This window comes from Pseudoxanthomonas dokdonensis (genome assembly GCF_001431405.1).
Lineage (GTDB): Bacteria > Pseudomonadota > Gammaproteobacteria > Xanthomonadales > Xanthomonadaceae > Pseudoxanthomonas_A > Pseudoxanthomonas_A dokdonensis.
Genome location: NZ_LDJL01000006.1, coordinates 18,063 through 37,902, shown reverse-complemented (window position 1 = coordinate 37,902; position 19,840 = coordinate 18,063). Strand labels below are relative to the sequence as shown.

Annotated in this window: 21 protein-coding genes; 16 read left to right on the top strand and 5 right to left on the bottom strand. The window is 65.3% G+C overall.

Features of this window, described 5'->3' with window-relative positions; all coding sequences use genetic code 11:
- Positions 1-34: 34 nt before the first annotated feature.
- The gene (locus tag ABB29_RS06555; RefSeq protein WP_057657822.1) at positions 35-703 is read right to left on the bottom strand and encodes a class I SAM-dependent methyltransferase; all 669 of its coding nucleotides are present in this window, start codon (positions 701-703) and stop codon (positions 35-37) included.
- A 520-nt stretch (positions 704-1,223) separates the two neighbouring features.
- On the opposite strand from ABB29_RS06555, the gene ABB29_RS06550 reads away from it, so the two are divergent.
- The 5 genes from ABB29_RS06550 to ABB29_RS06530 all read left to right on the top strand — a co-directional run bounded on the left by ABB29_RS06550 (position 1,224) and on the right by ABB29_RS06530 (position 4,714).
- A complete protein-coding gene (locus tag ABB29_RS06550) occupies positions 1,224-1,568 on the top strand; it encodes a hypothetical protein (protein ID WP_057657821.1) in 345 nt (114 codons plus the stop codon).
- A 47-nt stretch (positions 1,569-1,615) separates the two neighbouring features.
- Positions 1,616-2,299: an alpha/beta hydrolase gene (locus ABB29_RS06545; RefSeq protein WP_057657857.1), complete on the top strand. Its 684-nt coding sequence runs from the start codon at positions 1,616-1,618 to the stop codon at positions 2,297-2,299.
- A gap of 87 nt (positions 2,300-2,386) precedes the next feature.
- The gene (locus tag ABB29_RS06540; protein ID WP_057657820.1) at positions 2,387-3,121 is read left to right on the top strand and encodes a LytR/AlgR family response regulator transcription factor; all 735 of its coding nucleotides are present in this window, start codon (positions 2,387-2,389) and stop codon (positions 3,119-3,121) included.
- A 69-nt stretch (positions 3,122-3,190) separates the two neighbouring features.
- Entirely contained in the window at positions 3,191-4,108 is a 918-nt protein-coding gene (hemC, locus tag ABB29_RS06535) for a hydroxymethylbilane synthase (RefSeq protein WP_057657819.1), read from the top strand.
- Between the two features lie 117 nt (positions 4,109-4,225).
- Positions 4,226-4,714: a DUF4019 domain-containing protein gene (locus ABB29_RS06530; protein WP_170185852.1), complete on the top strand. Its 489-nt coding sequence runs from the start codon at positions 4,226-4,228 to the stop codon at positions 4,712-4,714.
- Between the two features lie 102 nt (positions 4,715-4,816).
- On the opposite strand, the gene ABB29_RS06525 is transcribed toward ABB29_RS06530, so the two are convergent.
- The 3 genes from ABB29_RS06525 to ABB29_RS06515 all read right to left on the bottom strand — a co-directional run bounded on the left by ABB29_RS06525 (position 4,817) and on the right by ABB29_RS06515 (position 7,366).
- A complete protein-coding gene (locus ABB29_RS06525) occupies positions 4,817-5,539 on the bottom strand; it encodes a DUF481 domain-containing protein (RefSeq protein WP_057657817.1) in 723 nt (240 codons plus the stop codon).
- A gap of 148 nt (positions 5,540-5,687) precedes the next feature.
- Positions 5,688-6,524, bottom strand: a complete 837-nt coding sequence (locus ABB29_RS06520) for a DUF481 domain-containing protein (protein WP_083487578.1) — start codon at positions 6,522-6,524, stop codon at positions 5,688-5,690.
- Positions 6,525-6,730: 206 nt separating this feature from the next.
- The gene (locus ABB29_RS06515; RefSeq protein WP_157062532.1) at positions 6,731-7,366 is read right to left on the bottom strand and encodes a hypothetical protein; all 636 of its coding nucleotides are present in this window, start codon (positions 7,364-7,366) and stop codon (positions 6,731-6,733) included.
- A 331-nt stretch (positions 7,367-7,697) separates the two neighbouring features.
- On the opposite strand from ABB29_RS06515, the gene ABB29_RS06510 reads away from it, so the two are divergent.
- On the top strand, positions 7,698-8,669 hold the full coding sequence (locus ABB29_RS06510; RefSeq protein WP_057657815.1) for a helix-turn-helix transcriptional regulator: 972 nt from the start codon (positions 7,698-7,700) through the stop codon (positions 8,667-8,669).
- A gap of 28 nt (positions 8,670-8,697) precedes the next feature.
- On the opposite strand, the gene ABB29_RS06505 is transcribed toward ABB29_RS06510, so the two are convergent.
- Positions 8,698-9,273: a lipocalin family protein gene (locus ABB29_RS06505; protein ID WP_245622556.1), complete on the bottom strand. Its 576-nt coding sequence runs from the start codon at positions 9,271-9,273 to the stop codon at positions 8,698-8,700.
- Positions 9,274-9,462: 189 nt separating this feature from the next.
- On the opposite strand from ABB29_RS06505, the gene ABB29_RS06500 reads away from it, so the two are divergent.
- The 10 genes from ABB29_RS06500 to hslU all read left to right on the top strand — a co-directional run bounded on the left by ABB29_RS06500 (position 9,463) and on the right by hslU (position 19,825).
- Entirely contained in the window at positions 9,463-9,804 is a 342-nt protein-coding gene (locus tag ABB29_RS06500) for a hypothetical protein (protein WP_057657813.1), read from the top strand.
- Between the two features lie 152 nt (positions 9,805-9,956).
- Complete coding sequence (locus ABB29_RS06495) at positions 9,957-12,008, top strand: prolyl oligopeptidase family serine peptidase (protein WP_245622562.1); 2,052 nt, start codon at positions 9,957-9,959, stop codon at positions 12,006-12,008.
- A 161-nt stretch (positions 12,009-12,169) separates the two neighbouring features.
- The gene (locus ABB29_RS06490; RefSeq protein ID WP_057657811.1) at positions 12,170-14,290 is read left to right on the top strand and encodes a S9 family peptidase; all 2,121 of its coding nucleotides are present in this window, start codon (positions 12,170-12,172) and stop codon (positions 14,288-14,290) included.
- 103 nt (positions 14,291-14,393) lie between these two features.
- Positions 14,394-14,819 (top strand): YbaN family protein, encoded by a 426-nt coding sequence (locus ABB29_RS06485; protein WP_057657810.1) that lies wholly within the window; start codon positions 14,394-14,396, stop codon positions 14,817-14,819.
- A gap of 71 nt (positions 14,820-14,890) precedes the next feature.
- Positions 14,891-15,205: an LPS translocon maturation chaperone LptM gene (lptM, locus tag ABB29_RS16565; protein ID WP_057657809.1), complete on the top strand. Its 315-nt coding sequence runs from the start codon at positions 14,891-14,893 to the stop codon at positions 15,203-15,205.
- On the top strand, positions 15,198-16,058 hold the full coding sequence (gene dapF, locus ABB29_RS06475; protein WP_057657808.1) for a diaminopimelate epimerase: 861 nt from the start codon (positions 15,198-15,200) through the stop codon (positions 16,056-16,058). Before lptM ends, dapF begins: the two co-directional genes overlap by 8 nt.
- Positions 16,055-16,729, top strand: a complete 675-nt coding sequence (locus ABB29_RS06470; RefSeq protein ID WP_057657807.1) for a DUF484 family protein — start codon at positions 16,055-16,057, stop codon at positions 16,727-16,729. Before dapF ends, ABB29_RS06470 begins: the two co-directional genes overlap by 4 nt.
- 26 nt (positions 16,730-16,755) lie before the next feature.
- On the top strand, positions 16,756-17,709 hold the full coding sequence (gene xerC, locus ABB29_RS06465) for a tyrosine recombinase XerC (protein ID WP_425414738.1): 954 nt from the start codon (positions 16,756-16,758) through the stop codon (positions 17,707-17,709).
- A gap of 86 nt (positions 17,710-17,795) precedes the next feature.
- Entirely contained in the window at positions 17,796-18,347 is a 552-nt protein-coding gene (gene hslV / locus ABB29_RS06460) for an ATP-dependent protease subunit HslV (RefSeq protein WP_057657806.1), read from the top strand.
- Between the two features lie 113 nt (positions 18,348-18,460).
- The gene (gene hslU / locus ABB29_RS06455) at positions 18,461-19,825 is read left to right on the top strand and encodes an ATP-dependent protease ATPase subunit HslU (protein ID WP_057657805.1); all 1,365 of its coding nucleotides are present in this window, start codon (positions 18,461-18,463) and stop codon (positions 19,823-19,825) included.
- Positions 19,826-19,840: the final 15 nt, after the last annotated feature.

The following is a 19,840-nucleotide window of genomic DNA, read 5'->3' as shown; positions in this document are numbered from 1 at the left end:
CCGACGACTGGCCGGTAACCACTCCGGTCAAGCGTCAGGCCGTCGCCGGTGCGTCCCGCCGGTAATGCAGCAACCGCCCCTTGAACGGCAGGCTGTCGCTGGCATTGAAGCGCAGCCGCTGTTCGTCCACCCGGAATCCCTGTAGCGCCAGCGCACGGCTGAAGTGGTTGCTGTTGCCACGACCGGGATCACTGATCACGATCTGCATCGACGGTTGCGAATGCTGTTGCACCAGCGCGGCGATGCCGGCGGCATGGCCGCGTTCGTACAACACGTCGCTGCCGATGATCAGATCAAACCGTCCAAGGGTGTGGTTGGCGATTTCCCATGGCAGATCCTGGTACGGCACCAGCGCCAGCTGGTTGAGCCTGGCATTGCGTTGCAGGAATGCCTCGGCCAGCGGATGGTGATCGCTGGCGGTGATGTCGGCGCCACGTTGCTGCAGGACCAGGCTGGACAAGGCCAGGCCGCAGCCGATTTCGAGAATGCGCATGCCGCCGACCTCGAAATCCGCCATGTAATTGGCCAATACGCTGCCGGCCGGCCATGCCTGGCCGAACAACGGCCACAGTGCCGAGGAGATGCCAGCGCGCGCGGCGGCGCCGTCGGCATCGTCGAACTGCTGCAGGTCCTGCAGCGCATCCAGGCTGAAATCGAGTTCGCCGATCCGCAGTTCGATGCGGCGGGTGAGATAGGTCGACATGGGGCTCCAGGAAGCGTGCCGGGATGGCAGAAGCGCGGAAAGGAGCGAAAACGGCGACAGCGCGACCACAGGCGTGATGGCTGGCGGGGGCAACGCCGGAAAGTGTGAACGGCTTGATGCTAGCGGCTAACGGCGGTGGATACCATTCAAATCGGCGGGTTGGCCCGGATGATGGCTTGTTTTTGATGATTTCGCCCGCATCTGATGGCTTGGCACGCGCTTGCGGGCCTGTTGTCCGGGTATTCCGGCACAGGTAATCGCACCCAAAACGTGCATACTGACTGGATAGCCGTGTGTGACGGCCTCCCGAGCTGGCCCACGCGCGAGGCGCGAAGGCCGCCTCCTGTCTTATTCGACGCTGCTGCGGACACCTGTGTGGCGCGGCGTTGCCAGCACCCGGCATGACCTTGTCCACCATGACTTGCCGGGGGCGATTTACTGGCCTGCGCGCGCCCGCGTGGCGGCCGTACCGGTTTCCGCAAGGCATCCGTGCCGGGAAACCCCAATCAGGAGAACGCGTGTGAGTTATGACATCGGCATCGGCACCTGCGCTGAAATCTCGGATGGCCAGGTCGAAATCCGCCTGGACAGTGCCGCATTGAGCAGGTTGGTCCCCAACCAGAACTGGCGCCGCTCCGGCACCAGCGTGCTGCGCCTGCCGGCCAAACTGTGCAGCCAGAAGCGCCCGCCCGCAGTGGGTGAAGAGGTCTATCTGCAACACCAGGCACTGCAGCGCAGCCAGAAAGGTTCGCTGGATATCGACGGTGACGGCAGCTTTTCGGCGGTCGAGTTGAGCAATCTGGTCAAGAACCTGGACCCCAGCGCGACCGCGCCGGTCGCGGTCAAGGCGCGCGGCAAACGCTGATAGCCCTGCCGGTGGTGTCGGGCCGCCACAGCGGCGACAATGCCGGCATGGATATCGCACAGCAAGCACTGCTCGAAACCGTCGAGCTTGAAACCGGGCCGGATCCGGCCTGGACCGTAATCTGGCTGCATGGACTGGGCGCCGATGGCAATGACTTCGCGCCAATCGTCCCGGAACTGGTGCGCAAGGACTGGCCGGCGCTGCGGTTCGTGTTCCCGCATGCAGCGGTACGCCCGGTCAGCATCAACAATGGCATGCGCATGCGTGCCTGGTACGACATCGTCGGCATGGATTTTCCCGACCGCGCCGACAGTGCAGGCGTGGCCGAATCGGCGCTGCAGATTGAAGCCCTGATCGCACGCGAACAGGCGCGCGGTATCGCCGCCAACCGCATCCTGCTGGCCGGTTTTTCCCAGGGCGGGGCGATGACCCTGGCCGTCGGCCTGCGCCGGCGCGAGCCGCTGGCCGGGTTGATCGTGTTGTCGGCCTACCTGCCCGACGCCAACCAGGCCGCATCCGTAGTGCAGTCGGCGGCAGTCTCGCAACCGGTGTTCATGGCCCACGGCAGCGGCGATCCGGTGGTGCCTTTCAGCTACGGCCAGCGCAGTGCGCAGGCGTTGCAGGCACTGGGTTTCACGGTCGAATGGCATGATTACCCGATGGCCCACCAGGTCTGCGCCGAAGAGATCCGCGCGCTGGGCGACTGGATTTCGCAACAGTTTGCGTTGTAGAAAGTAGTTCACCGCGTCGGCGATGCTGGCCGTGGCTGGCGCGCAGGGAGTTCATCGTGATGGGATCACCATGAAGGGACGGGACTCGTGAAAGTAGTCATTGCAGACGACGAACCGCTGGCGCGCGAACGCCTGCGCATGCTGCTGGCGGAGCAGCCGGGGGTCGAACTGGTCGCAGAAGCCGACAACGGATTGTCCGCGTTGCAGGCCTGCGCCGAGCACCAGCCCGACGTGGTGCTGCTGGACATCGCGATGCCGGGTGTCGATGGCATGGAAGCGGCGCGCCACCTGGCCGCGTTCGAGCCGCGTCCGGCAGTGGTGTTCTGCACCGCCTATGACGATCACGCGCTGTCGGCGTTCGAGGCGGCCGCCATCGATTATCTGATGAAGCCGATCCGCAGCGAGCGGCTGGCCGCGGCGCTGGATCGCGCGCGCACCTTCATGGCCGGCCGCGATAACCATTCGCCCGCCGCCAGCAGCGAACAGCAGGCACGCAGCCACCTGTGCGCGCGCCTGCGCGGCAGCCTGCGATTGATTCCGATTGACGAGATCCATTACCTGCAGGCGGAAGAGAAGTACGTGGTCGTCCACCATGTGCGCGGCGAGGACCTGATCGAGGAATCGCTGAAGTCGCTGGAAGAAGAGTTCAACGGCCGCTTCGTGCGCATCCATCGCAACTGCCTGGTCGCCCGCCACGAACTGATCGAACTACGCCGCTCCAACGAGGGCCATGTGCAGGCGATACTGCGCCACGGCAAGACCCCGCTGGAAGTCAGCCGTCGCTGCGTGGCCAGCCTGCGCGACACCATCAAGCACCTGTAAAGCCCCGCCAGCGGAATTGCCGCCGACGTCGGCCAAGCGCTCCGGCGCCGGCTGCGGGATAATGGCGGCATGACCACGCTCCGCATCGCCACCCGCAAAAGCCCGCTCGCCCTGTGGCAGAGCGAACACGTCGCCGACCGCCTGCGCCTGGCCCATCCCGGATTGCGGGTCGAACTGGTGCCGATGAGCACCCGCGGCGACGAAGTACTGGACCGCTCACTGGCGGCGATCGGCGGCAAGGGCCTGTTCCTGAAGGAACTGGAGCTGGCGATGCTGCGCGGCGAGGCCGATTGCGCGGTGCATTCGCTGAAGGACGTGCCGATGGAACTGGAAGGCCCGTTCGCCCTGCCGGCGATCCTGGCCCGTGCCGATTACGCCGACGCATTTGTCAGCAATCGCCATGCGCGACTGGCCGAGCTGCCGCCAGGCGCACGCGTTGGTACTTCCTCGCTGCGTCGCCACGCGCAACTGCGCGCGCGGCGTCCGGATCTGCTGGTCAGCGATCTGCGCGGCAACGTCAACACGCGACTGGCCAAACTCGACGCCGGTGAATACGACGCCATCATCCTGGCCTGCGCCGGCCTGCAGCGGCTGGGCCTGGACGCCCGCATCCGCGAGCGCCTGCTGGCCCCGGACTGGCTGCCGGCCCCGGCGCAGGGCGCGATCGCCGTCGAATGCCGCTTCGGCGATGACGCCAGCGCGCATTGGTTCGCCGCCCTCGATGACGCCGACACCCGCACCTGCGTCGAAGCCGAACGCGCCCTCAACCGTGCCCTGCACGGCAGTTGCCACGTGCCGGTGGCCGCGTTCGCGCAGCTGAGCGCAGAGCGCGTGCACCTGGCCGGCATGGTCGGCTCGGTCAGCGACGGCCGGCTGATCCGTGCCGAAGCCAGCGCAGCAGCCAGCGACACCGACGCACTCGGCCAGCGCGTGGCGGGCCAGTTGCTGGCCCAGGGTGCCGGCGAGTTGCTGCAGGGCATCGAGTAGCGGGGATCCACCCCGAACGGCCGCAAGCGGCGGAATGAATCGCCAGCAGGGTCGGGAATGATGGCGGGCGTCCGGTTAGGCTGTGTCGACCAGTTTCTTGCAGACAGGGATTGCCCCTTGAAGCAACGTCTTGCCGGTTTACTTCTGCTGTTGCTGATGACACTGCCTGGCTGCACCGTGTCATTCAACCCGTCCGCCAACCAGGACCTGCCCGAGCCCACCAGCGGTAACCGCGAGCAGCAGCTTGAAGCAGAGCAGGCAGCGCGGATGTATCTGCAGATGATTGACCGTAAGCAGTTCGAGAAGACCTGGCGCATGGCAGGTTCCGCATTACGCGATCAGAGCAGCGAGTTTGCCTGGGTGAACATGCTGAAGCTGGCCAGCAAGACCTTCGGGACGCCGCAGCAGCGGACCCTGGAAGGGTTTGGTTTCAGCCCGCGGATAGACGTGAATGTCCCGCCGGGCGAGTACGTGCTGGTGCAGTTCAAGGATAGCGCTGGAAAAGTCACCGTCACCGAAAAGGTGGTGATGCAGAGAGAGCAGGCGAGCTGGAAGCTGATCGGCTATTTCATCAACAAGCGCGTGCAATACGGGGCCGATGCCTGAGTGCGGGCTGCTACTGGTCGTGACGGCACGAAAAAAGCCCGGTCTGACCGGGCTTTTTTCTGGCTGCTGCCAGTGCTGCGCAGCAATTGGCATTGACACCGATCAGAAGCCGTACACCACGTTGACGGTGGTCAGGTTGTCGGTCTTCTTGATGCCGGGCTGGACGTCGGAGTTGTAGCGGGTTTCCAGGCCGGCTTTCAATGCCAGCGCGTCGCTCATCTGCACCTGCAGGCCGAACACGTTGCTGAGGAAGGTGTTGTCGCTGCCGGACTCGATCAGGAAGGTATCGATCAGCGACGTGGTATCGGTCAGCTTGGTCGCGAAATCCATGTAGCCACGGCCGATGGCGCCGTTGCGGTGGTCCTGCACGTCCTGCAGTTTCGACCAGCGGTAACCCGGGCCGATTTCAAAGGTCAGGTGGGTGGCATCGGTCTTGATTGCTTCGTAACCATAGCCGGCGGCGGCGGTCCACTGGTACTCATAGGAGGTGAAGTGGTCGCGCTCGTTGCGCAGCGAGCCAAACACATAGCTGCGGTCACTCAGCCGGTAGCCGCTGGTGCCATACAGTTCGTAGCGACGGGCGTTTTCCTCGTCGTCATCCTTGCCGTACAGGAACGATGCACCGAACGCGTTCTTCCACTGGGCATTTTCCTGCAGCATGTTGAGCTTGCCGACGAAAGTCTCGCTGTCGGTGTTGCCCTTGGAAACCGCCAGGCCCAGTTCGCCGTTGCCGGTCCATTGGCTGCTGTCGCCTTCGGCGGCGGTGGCGATCAGTGGTGCGGCAAGTGCCGATGCGGCGATCAGCGCGATTGCGGTCTTCTTCATGGTGACTCCCTGTTTTTCGAATAAAAAAAAGCCGGCCAAAAGACCGGAGGCGGGATTCTGTGCAGCGCGCAATGAATCCCAACAAAATCACATTTATTCGATGCGGTCGTTTCGCGGCGTCATGGCGCCGTGGCCGGCCGCTGCGGCCTTATTTGAAGCGGTAGACCACGTTCATCGTGGTCAGGGTGTCGGTGCGCTTGTCATCGGCTTCGACGTCGCTGTTGTGGCGCGCCTGCCAGCCGGCTTTCAGGGCCAGATGTGAGTTCATGGTCACCGACACGCCCAGATCGTTCTGGGCGAAGGTGTTGTACTTGCCCGATTCGACCAGCAGTTTGTTGACCACTTCGGTGTTGTCGGTCAGGCCGACCCGGAAGTCGGCCAGGCCCCGGCCGATGACACTGGCTTCCATGCGTTGCTGGACCGTGTCGTAGGCACGGCGGTAGCCGGGCCCGAACTGCAGATCCAGTTGCACCCGGTCGCCGTCGACAACCCGGTTGCCGTAGCTGAAGGCCAGCGAGCGCTGCCGGCTGAAGCTGCCGAAGTCGTCTTTTTCCTGGCGGTAGGTGGCATTCAAGGTGCCGCGTTCGTCCATCGAATAGCCGCTGTTGATGCCCAGCGCGTAACGGTTGGCGGTGGTGTTGCTGCCGCTGTGGACGCTGCCGTCGTCGTCGATCCGCATGTACTCGGAGCTGGAACGCAGCGCGGTGACGTTGGCGCTGTGCTTCCACAGGCCCTGTGAATACTTGAAGTCGAGCTTGCCGTTGAGGCTTTCGGTATTGCTGTTGCCCTTGGCCGAGGCGTAGCCGAACTCGCCGCCGCCGCTCCAGTGCGGGGCCTGCGGTGCGGCTTCGATGGCGACCTGCGGTTTGCGTATCTGCGGCGTGCCGTGCTTGTCGAACAACTGCGCCTTGGCCACCGGCGCTGGCTTGCCAACCGACTTAACCACCGCCAGCGAGGCCGCCGATTTGGTGTTGTCCGGGACCATCGCGCTCGCATTAAAAGTGGTCAAAAGCACAATTAGGCTGGCGGAATGGCAGAGCAGTGGACGCATGGAAGCAGGCATGGAAACGGCAACGGTGGCGGGCGACGCGGAGGGAGGAGAAGCAGACGGACAACGTGGAAACGTTTACAGCCTAACGTTGCCGGTGGCCCGGTTCAAGGCAAGTAATTGTTCCGGTTCCAGTTTGTTCACTACGGCCGGCAATGGCGGCGTTCGCGCTCCAGTTCGTGGGCCAGCCGTGCCCGGCCCTGCTCGGAGGTATCGGTCTTCCAGGCCTCGGCCTGGCGGCGGATCTCCGGGCACGGGCCCTGCGAATAGCCGCGGCCGCCAAACAGCTCGCCGATCCCGTCCAGCACCGCCTTCGCTGAAGGCGGTGGCTTCATCCGGAACCGTTCCGGTGCCTCGCCGCCGGGCAGGCGTGGCTTGCGGTTGGCCAGCGGCTCCGGCGCGAACAACGACGGCTTCTGCCGCTGCGCCCAGTCGCGGGCGCGCGCGCTGTAGTCGGAGGCGGACGCCGGCGGCTCTGTTGCGGTTGCTGCTGGCGGCGGCGACGGAACCCGGCTCGGCCGGGGCCTGTCCGGATTGCGGGGTGGCGCGGGGCCGGCCATTGCCGGCGCTGCCGGCTCGGCCGGTTGCTGCGGCATGGGTGGCGGCGGAGCGGGGCGCGCCAGCCATGACAGCCGGATGCGGGTGGGCTCACCAGCAATGCCACGGCGCTCGGCGTTGAGCGTCGGCATTCGCCACAACAACGCCAACAGCAGCGCCTGCAGGGCCAACGCCAATGTCCATGCCAGAGGTTTGTCGTATCTTCCCTGTGCTGCGTGCATCCATCACCACCGTGCGTCCTTGCCATCAGTCTGGCAAGGACTCGGTTAGCCGATGGTTACGCGACCAGCAATGACTGCCGCGTCGTCGATATGGCGCGCGGAAATACAACGGCCGCTTGGGTCCGTGCGTTGGGGATACCACGTGGCGGGATTCGCCGGGTACCAGGCATCGCACGGGCCCAAGCGGCCGAGGGCGCGTCGTCCTGTCACTTTGCGTGACCGCGACTTCGCGACCGCTTCTTTATACGGCAGCTCGCGTTATCTTGACGTCAGCGGTGGCCGGGCTCGGCCATAATTGTTGTTCTCCCACGTAGTCCCACGCGGAAGCCACATGGACAAAATCGAACGAATCACTGCCCTGCACCGGATCCTGCAAGCCGCGCGTTACCCGGTGACGGTCAAGCGTCTGCAGGAGGAGCTGGGCTGTTCGCGGGCCACCGTCTATCGCGACCTGGCCTACCTGCGCGACGCGTTGATGGCGCCGATTGAAGGCGATGGCGAGGCCGGCTTCCGCTACCAGGCCGGCGAGAACGAACGCTTCGAGCTGCCCGGCCTGTGGCTGAGTTCGGAAGAGTTGTACGCCTTGCTGGCGGCGCAGCAACTGCTGGTGCGCACCGGGGGCGGGGTGCTGTCGGGGGCGCTGGCGCCGTTGCAGAAGCGCATCGAGGGGCTGCTGGCCGATCACGCCAGCGTCTCGCAGTGGCCGGTCGAACGGGTGCGGGTGATTCCGCACCGCGGCCGCAAGCTCGACGAAGCCAGTTTCCGGGTGGTCGCCACCACCGTGCTGGAGCGCAGGCAGCTGGGATTCGAATACCGTGCCCGCTCCACCGACGAACGCACCCGCCGGCTGGTCTCGCCGCAACGGATCACCCATTACCGCGACAACTGGTACCTGGACGCCTGGGATCACGAGCGCAATGCGCTGCGCAGCTTCGCGGTCGACCGGATCGGCCAGGCGCGGGCGCTGGACGCAGCCGCCACCGACGTACCGGATGACCAGCTCAACCAGCACCTGGCGTCCAGCTACGGCATTTTTTCCGGCGAACCCAAGGGCTGGGCGACGATCGTGTTCAGCGCCAAGGCCGCGCGCTGGGTCGCCGACGAGCAATGGCATTCGCGCCAGCAGGGCCGCTATCTGGCCGACGGCCGTTACGAACTGAAACTGCCGTACAGCGTGTCACGCGAACTGCTGATGGACATCCTGCACTACGGCGCCGATGCCGAAATCGTCGAGCCGGCGGTGCTGCGCGAGCAGGCCAAGTCGCTGCTCGAGCTGGCCCTGTCCAATTACGCCCGCGGTTGAGGTCCGGCGGCGGGCGGAAGGATGCCCGCTACGGTTCCTCGGGCGTGTCGAAACCGGGCTGGCCGACCTGTTCGGGCAGCTGCGGCACCCGCACCAGCTGGCGCGCATTGATGTTGTAGTCGCGCATCTTGCGCACCAGTTGCCGGTACAACGCGTCGTCGATGGTCGGCGAGCGGGCGAATATCCAGCCCATGTCGCGGCCCGGATAGTTGATCAGTGCCCAGGAGTAGTCCGGCGCCACTTCCAGGATGTTGAACTTGGCCGGGACGACGCCGCCAAACCACAGCGTCCAGCGCCGGTTGGCACTGTCCTCATGCACCGAGGCCTTGGCTTCGCGCACCTGCAGCGGCTGGTCGAAGCCTTCCTTGAACCAGTACTTGACCTGCAGGGTGTCGTCGTCCTTCAGGCTGTATTCGTAGCGCGTCTCCACGTTTCCGCGTTCAGCGAAGTACGGAATCATCGCGATCACATACCAGCTGCCGGTGAAACGGGGCAGGTCAACCTGTGCGGTGCGCACCGGCGCGACCGGTTGGCTGGCGCAGGCCACCAGAGCTACCAGCAGGCAGGCCGCAAACAGAACCCGCAATTGACGCATTACCGACATTCATGCCCCCTGGGCAACCAGCGATGGAAGACAGCATGCACGCGGTAGGCGTGAAGCATCCGTTCGTTGCCAGATGGTAGTACGTCTGGATGAAAAATTCGTGGATCGCCGGTCGTGCTCCCGGCGGGGTCGCAAGCGGTGAGATGGCGGCGCGGCAATCTGCGCGCATCGACCCCTGGAGCCATCGCCATGTCCATCCTGCCTACCGCCCACGCCCGTCCCGCCGACCATCCGTATCCGCAACTCGAGCGCTGGCTGCGGCGGGCGGTCGTGTCGGGCCTGGCCCTGGTGCTGCTGTTGCCGTTGGCGCGTGGCCACAGCCAGTGGCTGGGCTGGGCGCCGTTGTGGCTGGTCGGCATGCCACTGTCGGCGTGGTGGGCGCTGCATCGGTTCCGCTTGCCAGCCCTGGCCGATCTGCGTGGCCCGGCCGGCCATGGCCCGCAGCACCGGCGCTGGCGGCGGCCGCAGGCGCGGCGGCGCGCGGCGCGGACCGGCCGGGCGATGGCCGTGGCGCTGTCGCGGACGGCCTGAGCCGCAGGGCGGGGTGGTCTGACCATTGGCAGGTGAGCCGCCAGCCGGCGGTGTGCTAGCGTTGCAAGGATGTGCCTGCCTGAATGGAGTTGTGAACGATGCCACTGTTTTCGCGCGCCTGCCTGCTGGCCGGCTTTGCCGCCGGTGCGGCCATGACCGGCCCCGCCGTGGCCCAGCCCGCCGCTGAGGACAGCTACGCCTGGCTGGAAGATGTCGAGGCCAGCAAAAGCCTGGACTGGGTGAAACAGCAGAACGCCAGGTCCGAGGCCGAGATTGCCGATACCCCGCAGTTCAAGCAGTTGGAATCGGAGATCCTGTCGATCCTGGACTCGGACGCCAAGATCCCGGCAGTGCAGAAGATTGGCCCGTACTACTACAACTTCTGGAAGGACAAGCAGCACGAACGCGGGGTCTGGCGGCGGACCACGCTGGCCGAATACCGCAAGCAGGTGCCGGCCTGGGAAACCGTGCTCGACCTGGACGCATTGAACAAGGCCGAGAACACCAACTGGGTCTGGCACGGCGCCGATTGCCGCAAGCCCGACTACCAGCGCTGCCTGATCGCGCTGTCGCGCGGCGGCGCCGATGCCGACGTCACCCGCGAATTCGACCTGACCAGCAAGTCGTTCCTCGAGGATGGCTTCTACCGTCCCGAAGCCAAGGGCGGTCTGGGCTGGAAGGATGCCGACACGGTCTACGTGTATACCGACTTCGGCGATGGTTCGATGACCACCTCCGGCTACCCGCGTGTGGTCAAGGAATGGAAGCGTGGCACGCCACTGGCCGATGCCGAAGTGGTGTATGAAGGCAAGCCCGATGACATGTACATCGCCGCCTTCCACGACGACACCCCCGGTTACCAGCGCGACATGGTCAGCCGCACGCTGGCGTTCTACAACGACGAGCTGTACCTGCGTACCACGGACGGCAAGCTGGCCAAGGTCGACGCGCCCAACTCGGCCAACAAGAGCATCCATCGCCAGTGGTTGACGCTGGAACTGCGCGAACCGTGGACCGTCGGCGGCAAGACCCATGTCGCCGGTTCGCTGCTGGCGACGCCGCTGGACGACTTCATGGCCGGCAAGCGCGATTTCGTCGAGTTGTTCGTGCCAACCGAGCATACCTCGCTGGCCAGCTTCACCTGGACCCGCCAGCACCTGGTGCTGAACGTGCTGGATGACGTCAAGAACCGGCTCAGCGTGCTGACCCCGAGCGATCAAGGCCCGTGGCAGCGCAGCGAGTTCGTCGGCGCGCCGGACTTCGGCACGCTGGCGGTCAGCGCCGTGGACGAAGACGAAAGCGACGCGGTATGGCTGACCAGCACCGATTACCTGACCCCGAGCACGCTGTCACTGGCGGAAGTGGGCAAGGCGCCGGAGGTGCTGAAGACCATGCCGACCTTCTTCGACGCCAGCCGCGATGTCATCGAACAGCATTTCGCCACCAGCAAGGATGGCACCAAGGTGCCGTACTTCATGGTCCGGCCCAAGGACATGCAGCGTGATGGCAGCAACCCGACCCTGCTGTACGGTTATGGCGGCTTCGAGATTTCGCTGACCCCCAACTATTCCGGCGCGGTCGGCAAGGGCTGGCTGGAGAAGGGCGGCGTATACGTGGTCGCCAACATCCGTGGCGGTGGCGAATACGGCCCGCGCTGGCACCAGGCCGCACTCAAGGCCAACCGCCACAAGGCCTATGAGGACTTCGCCGCGGTCGCGCAGGATCTGGTCAGCAACGGGGTGACCTCGCCACAGCACCTCGGTGCGCAGGGCGGCAGCAATGGTGGCCTGCTGATGGGCAACATGCTGACCCAGTATCCGCAGCTGTTCGGCGCCATCGTCTGCCAGGTGCCGTTGCTGGACATGAAGCGCTACAACCACCTGCTGGCCGGCGCCTCGTGGATGGCCGAATACGGCAACCCCGACAAGCCCGAGGAATGGGCCTACATCAAGACCTTCTCGCCGTACCACCTGTTCGACCCGGCCAAGGACTATCCGCCGACCCTGTTCATGACTTCGACCCGCGATGATCGCGTGCATCCGGCGCATGCGCGCAAGATGATGGCGAAGATGGCAGCGGCCAACAAGGACGTGCGCTATTACGAGAACGTCGAAGGTGGCCACGGCGGCGCGGCCAACAACGCCCAGGCCGCGCATATGTCAGCGATGGCCTATAGCTTCCTCTGGCAGCAGTTGAGCAAGTAAGCGGATTCCGGTCCGCCGTTGCCGTCGCCCCCTGGCGACGGATGCAGCAAGGCACACCATCGCCGGCAGACCCGCCGACGATGGTGTGATCGGCACAGCGCCGGCCTGCGGGCGAAGGACGCCCGCAACACCATTGCAACTCACCACCCGGGGCCCCATCCATGAAAGCATCTTCCATCCTGTTTGCAGCGAGCGTACTGATGACTGTTCCTTTCACCGGGGCCGCGGCGGCCGAAGCGACCGCGCCGGATGCGGCCCGGCAGCCGCATGTGGTCAAGGCGCCGTTTGGCGCCGAACGCAATGACGACTACTACTGGCTACGCGACGACAAGCGCGAAAACCCGCGGATGCTGGCCTACCTCAATGCCGAGAACGCCTATGCCGATGCGGTAATGGCGCCGCTCAAGCCGCTGCAGGAAACCCTGTACAACGAGATCGTCGCCCGCATCAAGCAGGACGATGCCAGCGTGCCCTACCGCGAGCGTGGCTACTGGTACTACACCCGCTTCGAAACCGGCAAGGACTATCCGATCCACGCCCGCCGCAAGGGCAGCATGGAGGCGGCCGAGGAAATCCTGCTCGACCTCAACGCGCTGGCCGAGGGCAAGGGTTACTACAACGTCGGCGAACGCGAAGTCAGCCAGGACAACCGGCTGTTGGCCTATGCCGATGACGCGGTCGGCCGCCGCCAGTACGTGATCCGGTTCAAGGACCTGGAGACCGGCAAGTTGCTGGCCGACGAGATCCCCGGAGTGTCGCCGAACATCGTCTGGGCCGACGACAACAAGACCGTGTTCTATGTCGAGAATGATCCGGAAACGCTGCTGACGGTACGGGTCAAGTCGCATGTGCTGGGTACCCCGGTCAGCGAGGACAAGCTGGTCTACGAGGAAAAGGACGACAGCTTCTACATGGGCGTCGGCCGCACCCGCGACGACCAGTTCATCTGCATCGGCGTTGAAAGCACGGTGTCGTCGGAAATGCGCTGCACGCCGGCGGCCGCGCCGGGCGAGTTCACGGTGCTGGCGCCACGCGAGCGTGATGTCGAATACAGCGCCGACCATCTCGATGGTCGCTGGGTGATCCGCACCAACGCCGATGGCGCCACCAATTTCAAGCTGGTCACCGCAGCCGATGGCAGTACCTCGCGCAGCCAGTGGACCGATTTCGTGCCGCACAGCGATGAGGTCTACATCGACAACTTCGAGCTGTTCGACGGCTTTACCGCCATCGGCGAGCGCTCCGGTGGCCTGGAGCGGGTGCGCCTGCTGAAGAAGGACGGCAGCGAGGACTACGTCAAGGCCGACGAGTCGGCGTATTCGATGGGCCTGGACGTCAATTCCGAACACGACACGCCGTGGTTGCGCTACAGCTACACCTCGCTGACCACGCCGGCGACCACCTACGAACTGAATACCGAGACCGGCGAACGCAAATTGCTCAAGCAGCAACCAGTGCTGGGCTACGACCCCTCGCGCTACACCACCGAGCGGGTCTGGGTCGAAGCACGCGATGGCACCCGGGTGCCGGTGTCGGTGGTCTATCGCAATGGCTTCAGGAAGGATGGCAGCGCGGCACTGCTGCAATACGGTTACGGCAGCTACGGCGCCTCGATGGACCCCAACTTCAACAGCCCGGTGGTCAGCCTGCTGGACCGCGGCATGGTCTACGCCATTGCCCATATCCGCGGCGGCCAGGAGATGGGCCGTGCCTGGTATGACAACGGCAAGCTGCTGAACAAGAAGAACACCTTCAACGATTTCATCGATGTCACCCGTGCGCTGGTCAAGCAGGGCTACGCGGCGCCGGACCGGGTAGCGGCAATGGGTGGCAGCGCCGGTGGCCTGCTGATGGGCGCGATCGCCAACATGGCGCCGCAGGATTACCGCGTGATCATTTCGCAGGTGCCGTTCGTCGACGTGGTCACCACCATGCTCGACCCCAGCATCCCGCTGACTACCAACGAGTACGACGAGTGGGGCAACCCCGAGCAGAAGCAGTTCTACGACTACATCGCGACCTATTCGCCGTACGACAACATCCGTGCCCAGGCCTATCCGGCAACCTTCGTCGGCACCGGCCTGTGGGATTCACAGGTGCAGTACTGGGAACCGGCCAAGTACGTGGCCAGGCTGCGTGACGAGAATACCGGCACGCTGCCGATCCTGTTCCGCACCAACATGGAAGCCGGCCATGGCGGCAAGTCCGGGCGCTTCCGCCGCTATCGCGAGATGGCCGAGTACTACGCATTCATGCTCGACCAGCTCGGCGTCGACAAGTAATCCGGTTACGGCCGCGCCAGGCTGATGGCGCGGCCGTGGATGAAAACGCCGGCCGCTGCCGTGCGGTTATCCTGCCTGCATCGCCCGCCTACCGGTTGAAGCATTGAGCCCCGAGCTACCGCCCGCGTCGCCGCCTCCCGTCCGCTCGCGCCTGCGCTGGGCCTGGTGGCTGCTGGCCTACGTCAGCCTGGGTGTCGGCATCGTCGGGATCTTCGTGCCGGGCCTGCCGACCACGGTGTTCATCCTGATCGCCGCCTACGCCGCTTCGCGTGGCTCGCAGCGGCTGCATGCCTATCTGCTTGGACACCGCCGGTTCGGTCCGATGATTGCCGACTGGCAGGCCCACGGCGCGGTCTCGCGGCAGGCCAAATGGGCGGCCAGCCTGACCATGCTTGCCTGCGCAGGCATTCTGTTGCTGGTGATGGCGCAGGTACCTTCGCACCACGCTTGGATGACCTGGTTGCCGATCGCCTGCATGGCGCTGGTGGCGGCCTGGCTGTGGCGGCGGCCCGAGCCACCGGCTGAGTGAGCCGGCCCGTGCGGATGCATCGGCGGCCTGTCGCATCGTCGCCAGCCGCGGTGGCCGCTATACTCGGCGGCATGAAGATCATCTCCCGACTGGCGCTTCCCGCCGCTTCCATCTGCCTGTTGCTGCTGCTCGCCGCGTGTGGCGCAAAGGGACCGCTGTTCCTGCCTGAAGAGCCGGCCCAGGCCGAAGACGTCGATGCCGCCGACGCTCCGGCGTTGCCGACCGCGACCGGACTCGACGGCCAGTCCAGCGATGCTGCCAGCAATGACAGCCTGCCGGCGGTACCTGAGGTGGACGTGGACGGTGAAGCCAGCGACACGCCCGACGGACTGCTGCCCGATGCCGCTGGCGAACCGGCGCCGGCTGACGAATCCGGCAATGACTGAAGCGATGCCCGCGACCGGCGGCTTGCGTTTCAGCAAGATGCACGGCGCCGGCAATGACTTTGTCATGCTCGACCTGCGCGGTGGCCAGGCGCCGCCGAGCCCGGCGCTGGCCGCGGCGCTGGCCGATCGCCACCGCGGCATCGGCTGTGATCAGATCATCACCCTGGAAGACCCGCGCAGCGCCGACGCGATTGCCGCGTACGGGATCTGGAACTCGGATGGATCGCCGTCGCAGCAATGCGGCAATGGCGCACGTTGCGCGGCGGCCTGGCTGCAACGTGCCGGCGTCGCCCGCGGCGACAGCTTCGTGCTCGATAGTCCGCAGGCCAGCCATAAGGTCGAACACCTGGGCCATGGCCAGTTCGCGATTGCGATGGGCGTGCCGCAATTCAATCCCGGCGACATTCCGATGCATGGCTTTGACCATGCGCGGCCCGAGTACGACGTGGCCGTCGACGAGGACCTGCGGCTGCGCTTCGGCGCGGTGTCGATGGGCAACCCGCACGCAGTGATGGAAGTGCCGTCGGTCGCGCAGGTACCGGTAGCGGCCTACGGCCGCGCGCTGCAGCAATCGACGACGTTCCCGCAGTCGGTCAATGTCGGCTTCGCCGAGATCGTCGACCGCAGCCATATCCGCCTGCGCGTCTATGAGCGTGGTGTCGGCGAAACCCTGGCCTGCGGCAGCGGCGCCTGCGCGGCGGCGGTGGTGCTGATGCAACGCGACCGCGTTGACCGCGATGTCGCGGTCGAACTGCCCGGTGGCACCCTGCGCGTCCAATGGCCGCGCGCTGATGCCAGCGTGACAATGGCCGGACCTACCGCATTTGTTTTCGAAGGACACTGGAACCCATGAGCGAGACCCAAGAAAAACTCGGCGCGCACGAAATCGCCGCCTGGTTGCGCCGGCACCCGACCTTCCTCAAGCAGTTCCCGGACCTGGCCTTGAGCCTGGTGGTGCCACGCGACGACGGCCCGGCCGCGTCGCTGGCAAGCTACCAACTGGAAGTACTGCGCGACAAGAACCGCGAGCTGGCCAAGCGGCTGACCGATCTGTTCGCCAACGCCCAGGAAAACGAACGCCTGGCCGTGCGTACCCATCAGCTGACCCTGGCATTGCTGAAGCAGGCCTCCGCCGCTGACAGCGTGCGGGCGATGGCCGCCTCTCTGGCCGAAGACTTCAATGGTGATCACATCAGCATCGTGCTGCTGCACCCGGTGGCCGGCCTGGATGACAACGACTGGCTGCAGATAGTGGCTGAAGACGCCGCCGCGTTGGCACCGTTCCGCGATTGCCTGCAGAGCGGCGAACCGATCTGCGGGCGCCTGCAACCGGAAAAAGGCCAGCTGCTGTACGGCGAACGTGCACGCGACATCCAGTCATCGGCGTTGCTGCCGCTGCCCGGTGTGGGACTGGTCGCGGTCGGCAGTCTGCAGCCAAACCGCTTCTACCCCGGCATGGGCACCCTGTTCCTGCGGATGATGGGCGAAGCGTTCGTCGCTGCGCTGCGCCGTTTCGATGCCTGATCCGATCGCCGCTGGCGGGAAACATGATGGCCCGGCGCGACGCTGAGAAAGCCGCCAGGGCGCAGACCGATGCGGACGTGGCAACAGCGATTGCCAGCGATCCGCGCAGCGATGCCTTCCTCGATTACCTCAAGGTCGAACGGCGGATGTCGGTGCATACGCTGGATGCATATCGACGCGATCTGGATGCGCTGATCGCATGGACACGCGAGCACGGCATCGACCGTTTGGTGCAGCTGGACAGTGAGCAGCTGCGCGGGTTCATCGCCAGCGAACACCGCCGTGGTCTGTCACCGAAAAGCCTGCAACGGCGCCTGTCGGCCTGTCGCAGTTTCTACCAGTGGTTGCTTCGGCATGGCGTGATCACGGTCAGCCCCGCGGCTGGTGTGCGCGCACCGAAGGCGCCACGCAAGTTGCCGCAGGTGCTGGATGCCGATGAGGCGGTGCGGCTGGTCGAAGTGCCGATTGACGGACCACTGGGGCTGCGTGATCGGGCCTTGCTGGAACTGTTCTATTCCTCTGGCCTGCGCCTGAGCGAGCTGTGCGCACTGCGCTGGCGCGATGTCGACATGGACAGCGGTTTCGTCAATGTCATCGGCAAGGGCAGCAAGGAGCGCAAGGTGCCGGTGGGTTCGCATGCGCGCACCGCCTTGCAGCAGTGGCGCGACGAGCAGCAGGCCGCGGCCGATGCGCCGATCTTCCCCGGTCGCGGCGGTGGCCCGATTTCGCAACGCGCGGTGCAGATCCGGATCAAGCAGCTCGGCATTCGCCAGGGCCTGTTCAAGGACGTGCACCCGCACATGCTGCGACACAGTTTCGCCAGCCATATCCTGGAATCGTCCGGCGACCTGCGTGGGGTCCAGGAACTGCTTGGCCACGCCGACATCGCCACCACCCAGATCTACACCCATCTGGATTTCCAGCATCTGGCCAAGGTCTACGACGCGGCCCATCCGCGCGCCAAGCGCAGGAAAAGCTGAACCAGCGGCGACAACCGTGCCATCGGTGGATGCTTGAACGCGGCGGGCGCGTCCCCAGATCTGTGCCGACACCCCGGAGATCATCGATGGACCCCAGCCAGAATCCCAACGTTTTCCACGCCACCACCATCCTCTCGGTACGCCGCAACGGCCGCGTGGCCGTCGCCGGTGACGGCCAGGTCACGCTGGGCAACACGGTGATGAAAGGCAATGCGCGCAAGGTCCGCCGGCTTGGCCGCGATGGCCATGTGCTGGCCGGCTTTGCCGGTGCCGCCGCCGATGCCTTCACCCTGTTCGAGCTGTTCGAAGCCAAGCTTGAAAAACACGGCCAGCTGCAGCGCGCCGCGGTCGAGCTGGCCAAGGACTGGCGCACCGAACGCCGGCTCGGCAAGCTCGAGGCGCTGCTGGCGGTGGCCGACAAGGAAACCTCGCTGATCATCAGCGGCACCGGCGACGTGATCGAGCCGGAGGACGGCATCATCGCGATTGGCTCGGGCGGTTCGTTCGCGCTGTCGGCGGCACGCGCACTGCTGGCGCACACCGAACTCGATGCCCGCACCATCGCTGCCGAGGCATTGAACATCGCCGGCGACATCTGCATCTACACCAACCGCAATGTGGTGGTCGAAGAGCTCTGATGACACGTTCGCAGCCCTGACCGGGCTTCTTCACCGCCGTCGCGGCACGCGCACGGCCGGCGCCATCCCGAGACGGCAGGCGCCACACCCACTGAACACACCTAGAGTCCCCCATGAGCCAAGCCAACAACTCCACCATGACCCCGCGCGAGATCGTGCAGGAACTGGATCGCCACATCGTCGGCCAGCAGGCGGCCAAGCGCGCGGTCGCGATCGCGCTGCGCAATCGCTGGCGCCGTTCGCAGCTGGCCGACGACCTGCGCAACGAGGTCATGCCGAAGAACATCCTGCTGATTGGTCCGACCGGTGTCGGCAAGACCGAGATCGCGCGTCGGCTGGCGACGCTGGCCAATGCGCCGTTCGTCAAGGTCGAGGGGACCCGCTTCACCGAAGTCGGCTACGTCGGCAAGGATGTCGAGCAGATCATCCGTGACCTGGCCGACACCGCGGTCAAGTTGTACCGCGAGCAGGCCAAGGCACGGGTGCGCACCCAGGCGGAGGAACGCGCCGAGGATCGCATCCTCGATGCGTTGCTGCCACGGCGTGCCGCCGGCATCGGCTTCGATGCCGACGCCGCCCGCAACGAGCCGTCTGCGCAGGACAACGACACCCGCATCAAGTTCCGGCGGATGCTGCGCAACGGTGAACTGGATGACCGCGAAATCGAACTGGAACTGGCGGCCAACGTCAGCATGGACATCATGACCCCACCGGGGATGGAGGAAATGGGCCAGCAGTTGCGGCAGATGTTCTCCAACCTGGGCAGCAGCAAGTCGCACAAGCGCACGGTTACCATCAAGGCGGCGCGACCGCAGCTGATCGAGGAAGAAGCCGGCAAGCTGGTCAACGAAGAGGACATCCGCAGCGCCGCCATCGAGGCCTGCGAACAGCACGGCATCGTCTTCATCGATGAAATCGACAAGGTCGCCAAGCGGGGCGAGAACGTCGGCGGTGGCGATGTCAGCCGCGAAGGTGTGCAGCGTGATCTGCTGCCGCTGGTCGAAGGCAGCAACGTCAGCACCAAGTACGGCACGGTCAAGACCGACCACATCCTGTTCATCGCTTCCGGTGCCTTCCACCTGGCCAAGCCCAGCGATCTGATTCCGGAGCTGCAGGGGCGTTTCCCGATCCGGGTCGAGCTGGGCGCATTGTCGAAGCAGGATTTCGTCCGCATCCTGACCGAGCCGAAGGCCGCACTGACCAAGCAGTATGAAGCCCTGATGCAGACCGAAGGGGTCAAACTGGTGTTCAGCGACGACGCCGTCGATCGCCTCGCCGAGATTGCCGAACAGGTCAACGAGCGCCAGGAGAACATCGGCGCCCGCCGCCTGCACACTGTGCTCGAGCGGCTGCTGGACAGCCTCAGCTACGAGGCCCCTGACCGCGATGGCGACAGCATCAACATCGATCGCGCCTACGTCGACAAGCATCTCGGCGAACTGGTCCAGGACCCGGACCTGAGCCGTTACATCCTGTAACGGTTTCGAGTGTCG

What these genes read in the sequence shown, in the direction of transcription:
- ABB29_RS06490 (WP_057657811.1), top strand. Translation starts at nt 12,170, where the DNA reads ATGAAAGCATCTTCCATCCTGTTTGCAGCGAGCGTACTGATGACTGTT.
- ABB29_RS06515 (WP_157062532.1), bottom strand. Translation starts at nt 7,366, where the DNA reads ATGCACGCAGCACAGGGAAGATACGACAAACCTCTGGCATGGACATTG.
- ABB29_RS06500 (WP_057657813.1), top strand. Translation starts at nt 9,463, where the DNA reads ATGTCCATCCTGCCTACCGCCCACGCCCGTCCCGCCGACCATCCGTAT.
- ABB29_RS06520 (WP_083487578.1), bottom strand. Translation starts at nt 6,524, where the DNA reads ATGGTCCCGGACAACACCAAATCGGCGGCCTCGCTGGCGGTGGTTAAG.
- ABB29_RS06505 (WP_245622556.1), bottom strand. Translation starts at nt 9,273, where the DNA reads ATGTCGGTAATGCGTCAATTGCGGGTTCTGTTTGCGGCCTGCCTGCTG.
- ABB29_RS06545 (WP_057657857.1), top strand. Translation starts at nt 1,616, where the DNA reads ATGGATATCGCACAGCAAGCACTGCTCGAAACCGTCGAGCTTGAAACC.
- ABB29_RS06470 (WP_057657807.1), top strand. Translation starts at nt 16,055, where the DNA reads ATGAGCGAGACCCAAGAAAAACTCGGCGCGCACGAAATCGCCGCCTGG.
- dapF (WP_057657808.1), top strand. Translation starts at nt 15,198, where the DNA reads ATGACTGAAGCGATGCCCGCGACCGGCGGCTTGCGTTTCAGCAAGATG.
- lptM (WP_057657809.1), top strand. Translation starts at nt 14,891, where the DNA reads ATGAAGATCATCTCCCGACTGGCGCTTCCCGCCGCTTCCATCTGCCTG.
- ABB29_RS06510 (WP_057657815.1), top strand. Translation starts at nt 7,698, where the DNA reads ATGGACAAAATCGAACGAATCACTGCCCTGCACCGGATCCTGCAAGCC.
- hemC (WP_057657819.1), top strand. Translation starts at nt 3,191, where the DNA reads ATGACCACGCTCCGCATCGCCACCCGCAAAAGCCCGCTCGCCCTGTGG.
- hslV (WP_057657806.1), top strand. Translation starts at nt 17,796, where the DNA reads ATGGACCCCAGCCAGAATCCCAACGTTTTCCACGCCACCACCATCCTC.
- ABB29_RS06525 (WP_057657817.1), bottom strand. Translation starts at nt 5,539, where the DNA reads ATGAAGAAGACCGCAATCGCGCTGATCGCCGCATCGGCACTTGCCGCA.
- ABB29_RS06495 (WP_245622562.1), top strand. Translation starts at nt 9,957, where the DNA reads ATGACCGGCCCCGCCGTGGCCCAGCCCGCCGCTGAGGACAGCTACGCC.
- hslU (WP_057657805.1), top strand. Translation starts at nt 18,461, where the DNA reads ATGAGCCAAGCCAACAACTCCACCATGACCCCGCGCGAGATCGTGCAG.
- ABB29_RS06555 (WP_057657822.1), bottom strand. Translation starts at nt 703, where the DNA reads ATGTCGACCTATCTCACCCGCCGCATCGAACTGCGGATCGGCGAACTC.
- xerC (WP_425414738.1), top strand. Translation starts at nt 16,756, where the DNA reads ATGGCCCGGCGCGACGCTGAGAAAGCCGCCAGGGCGCAGACCGATGCG.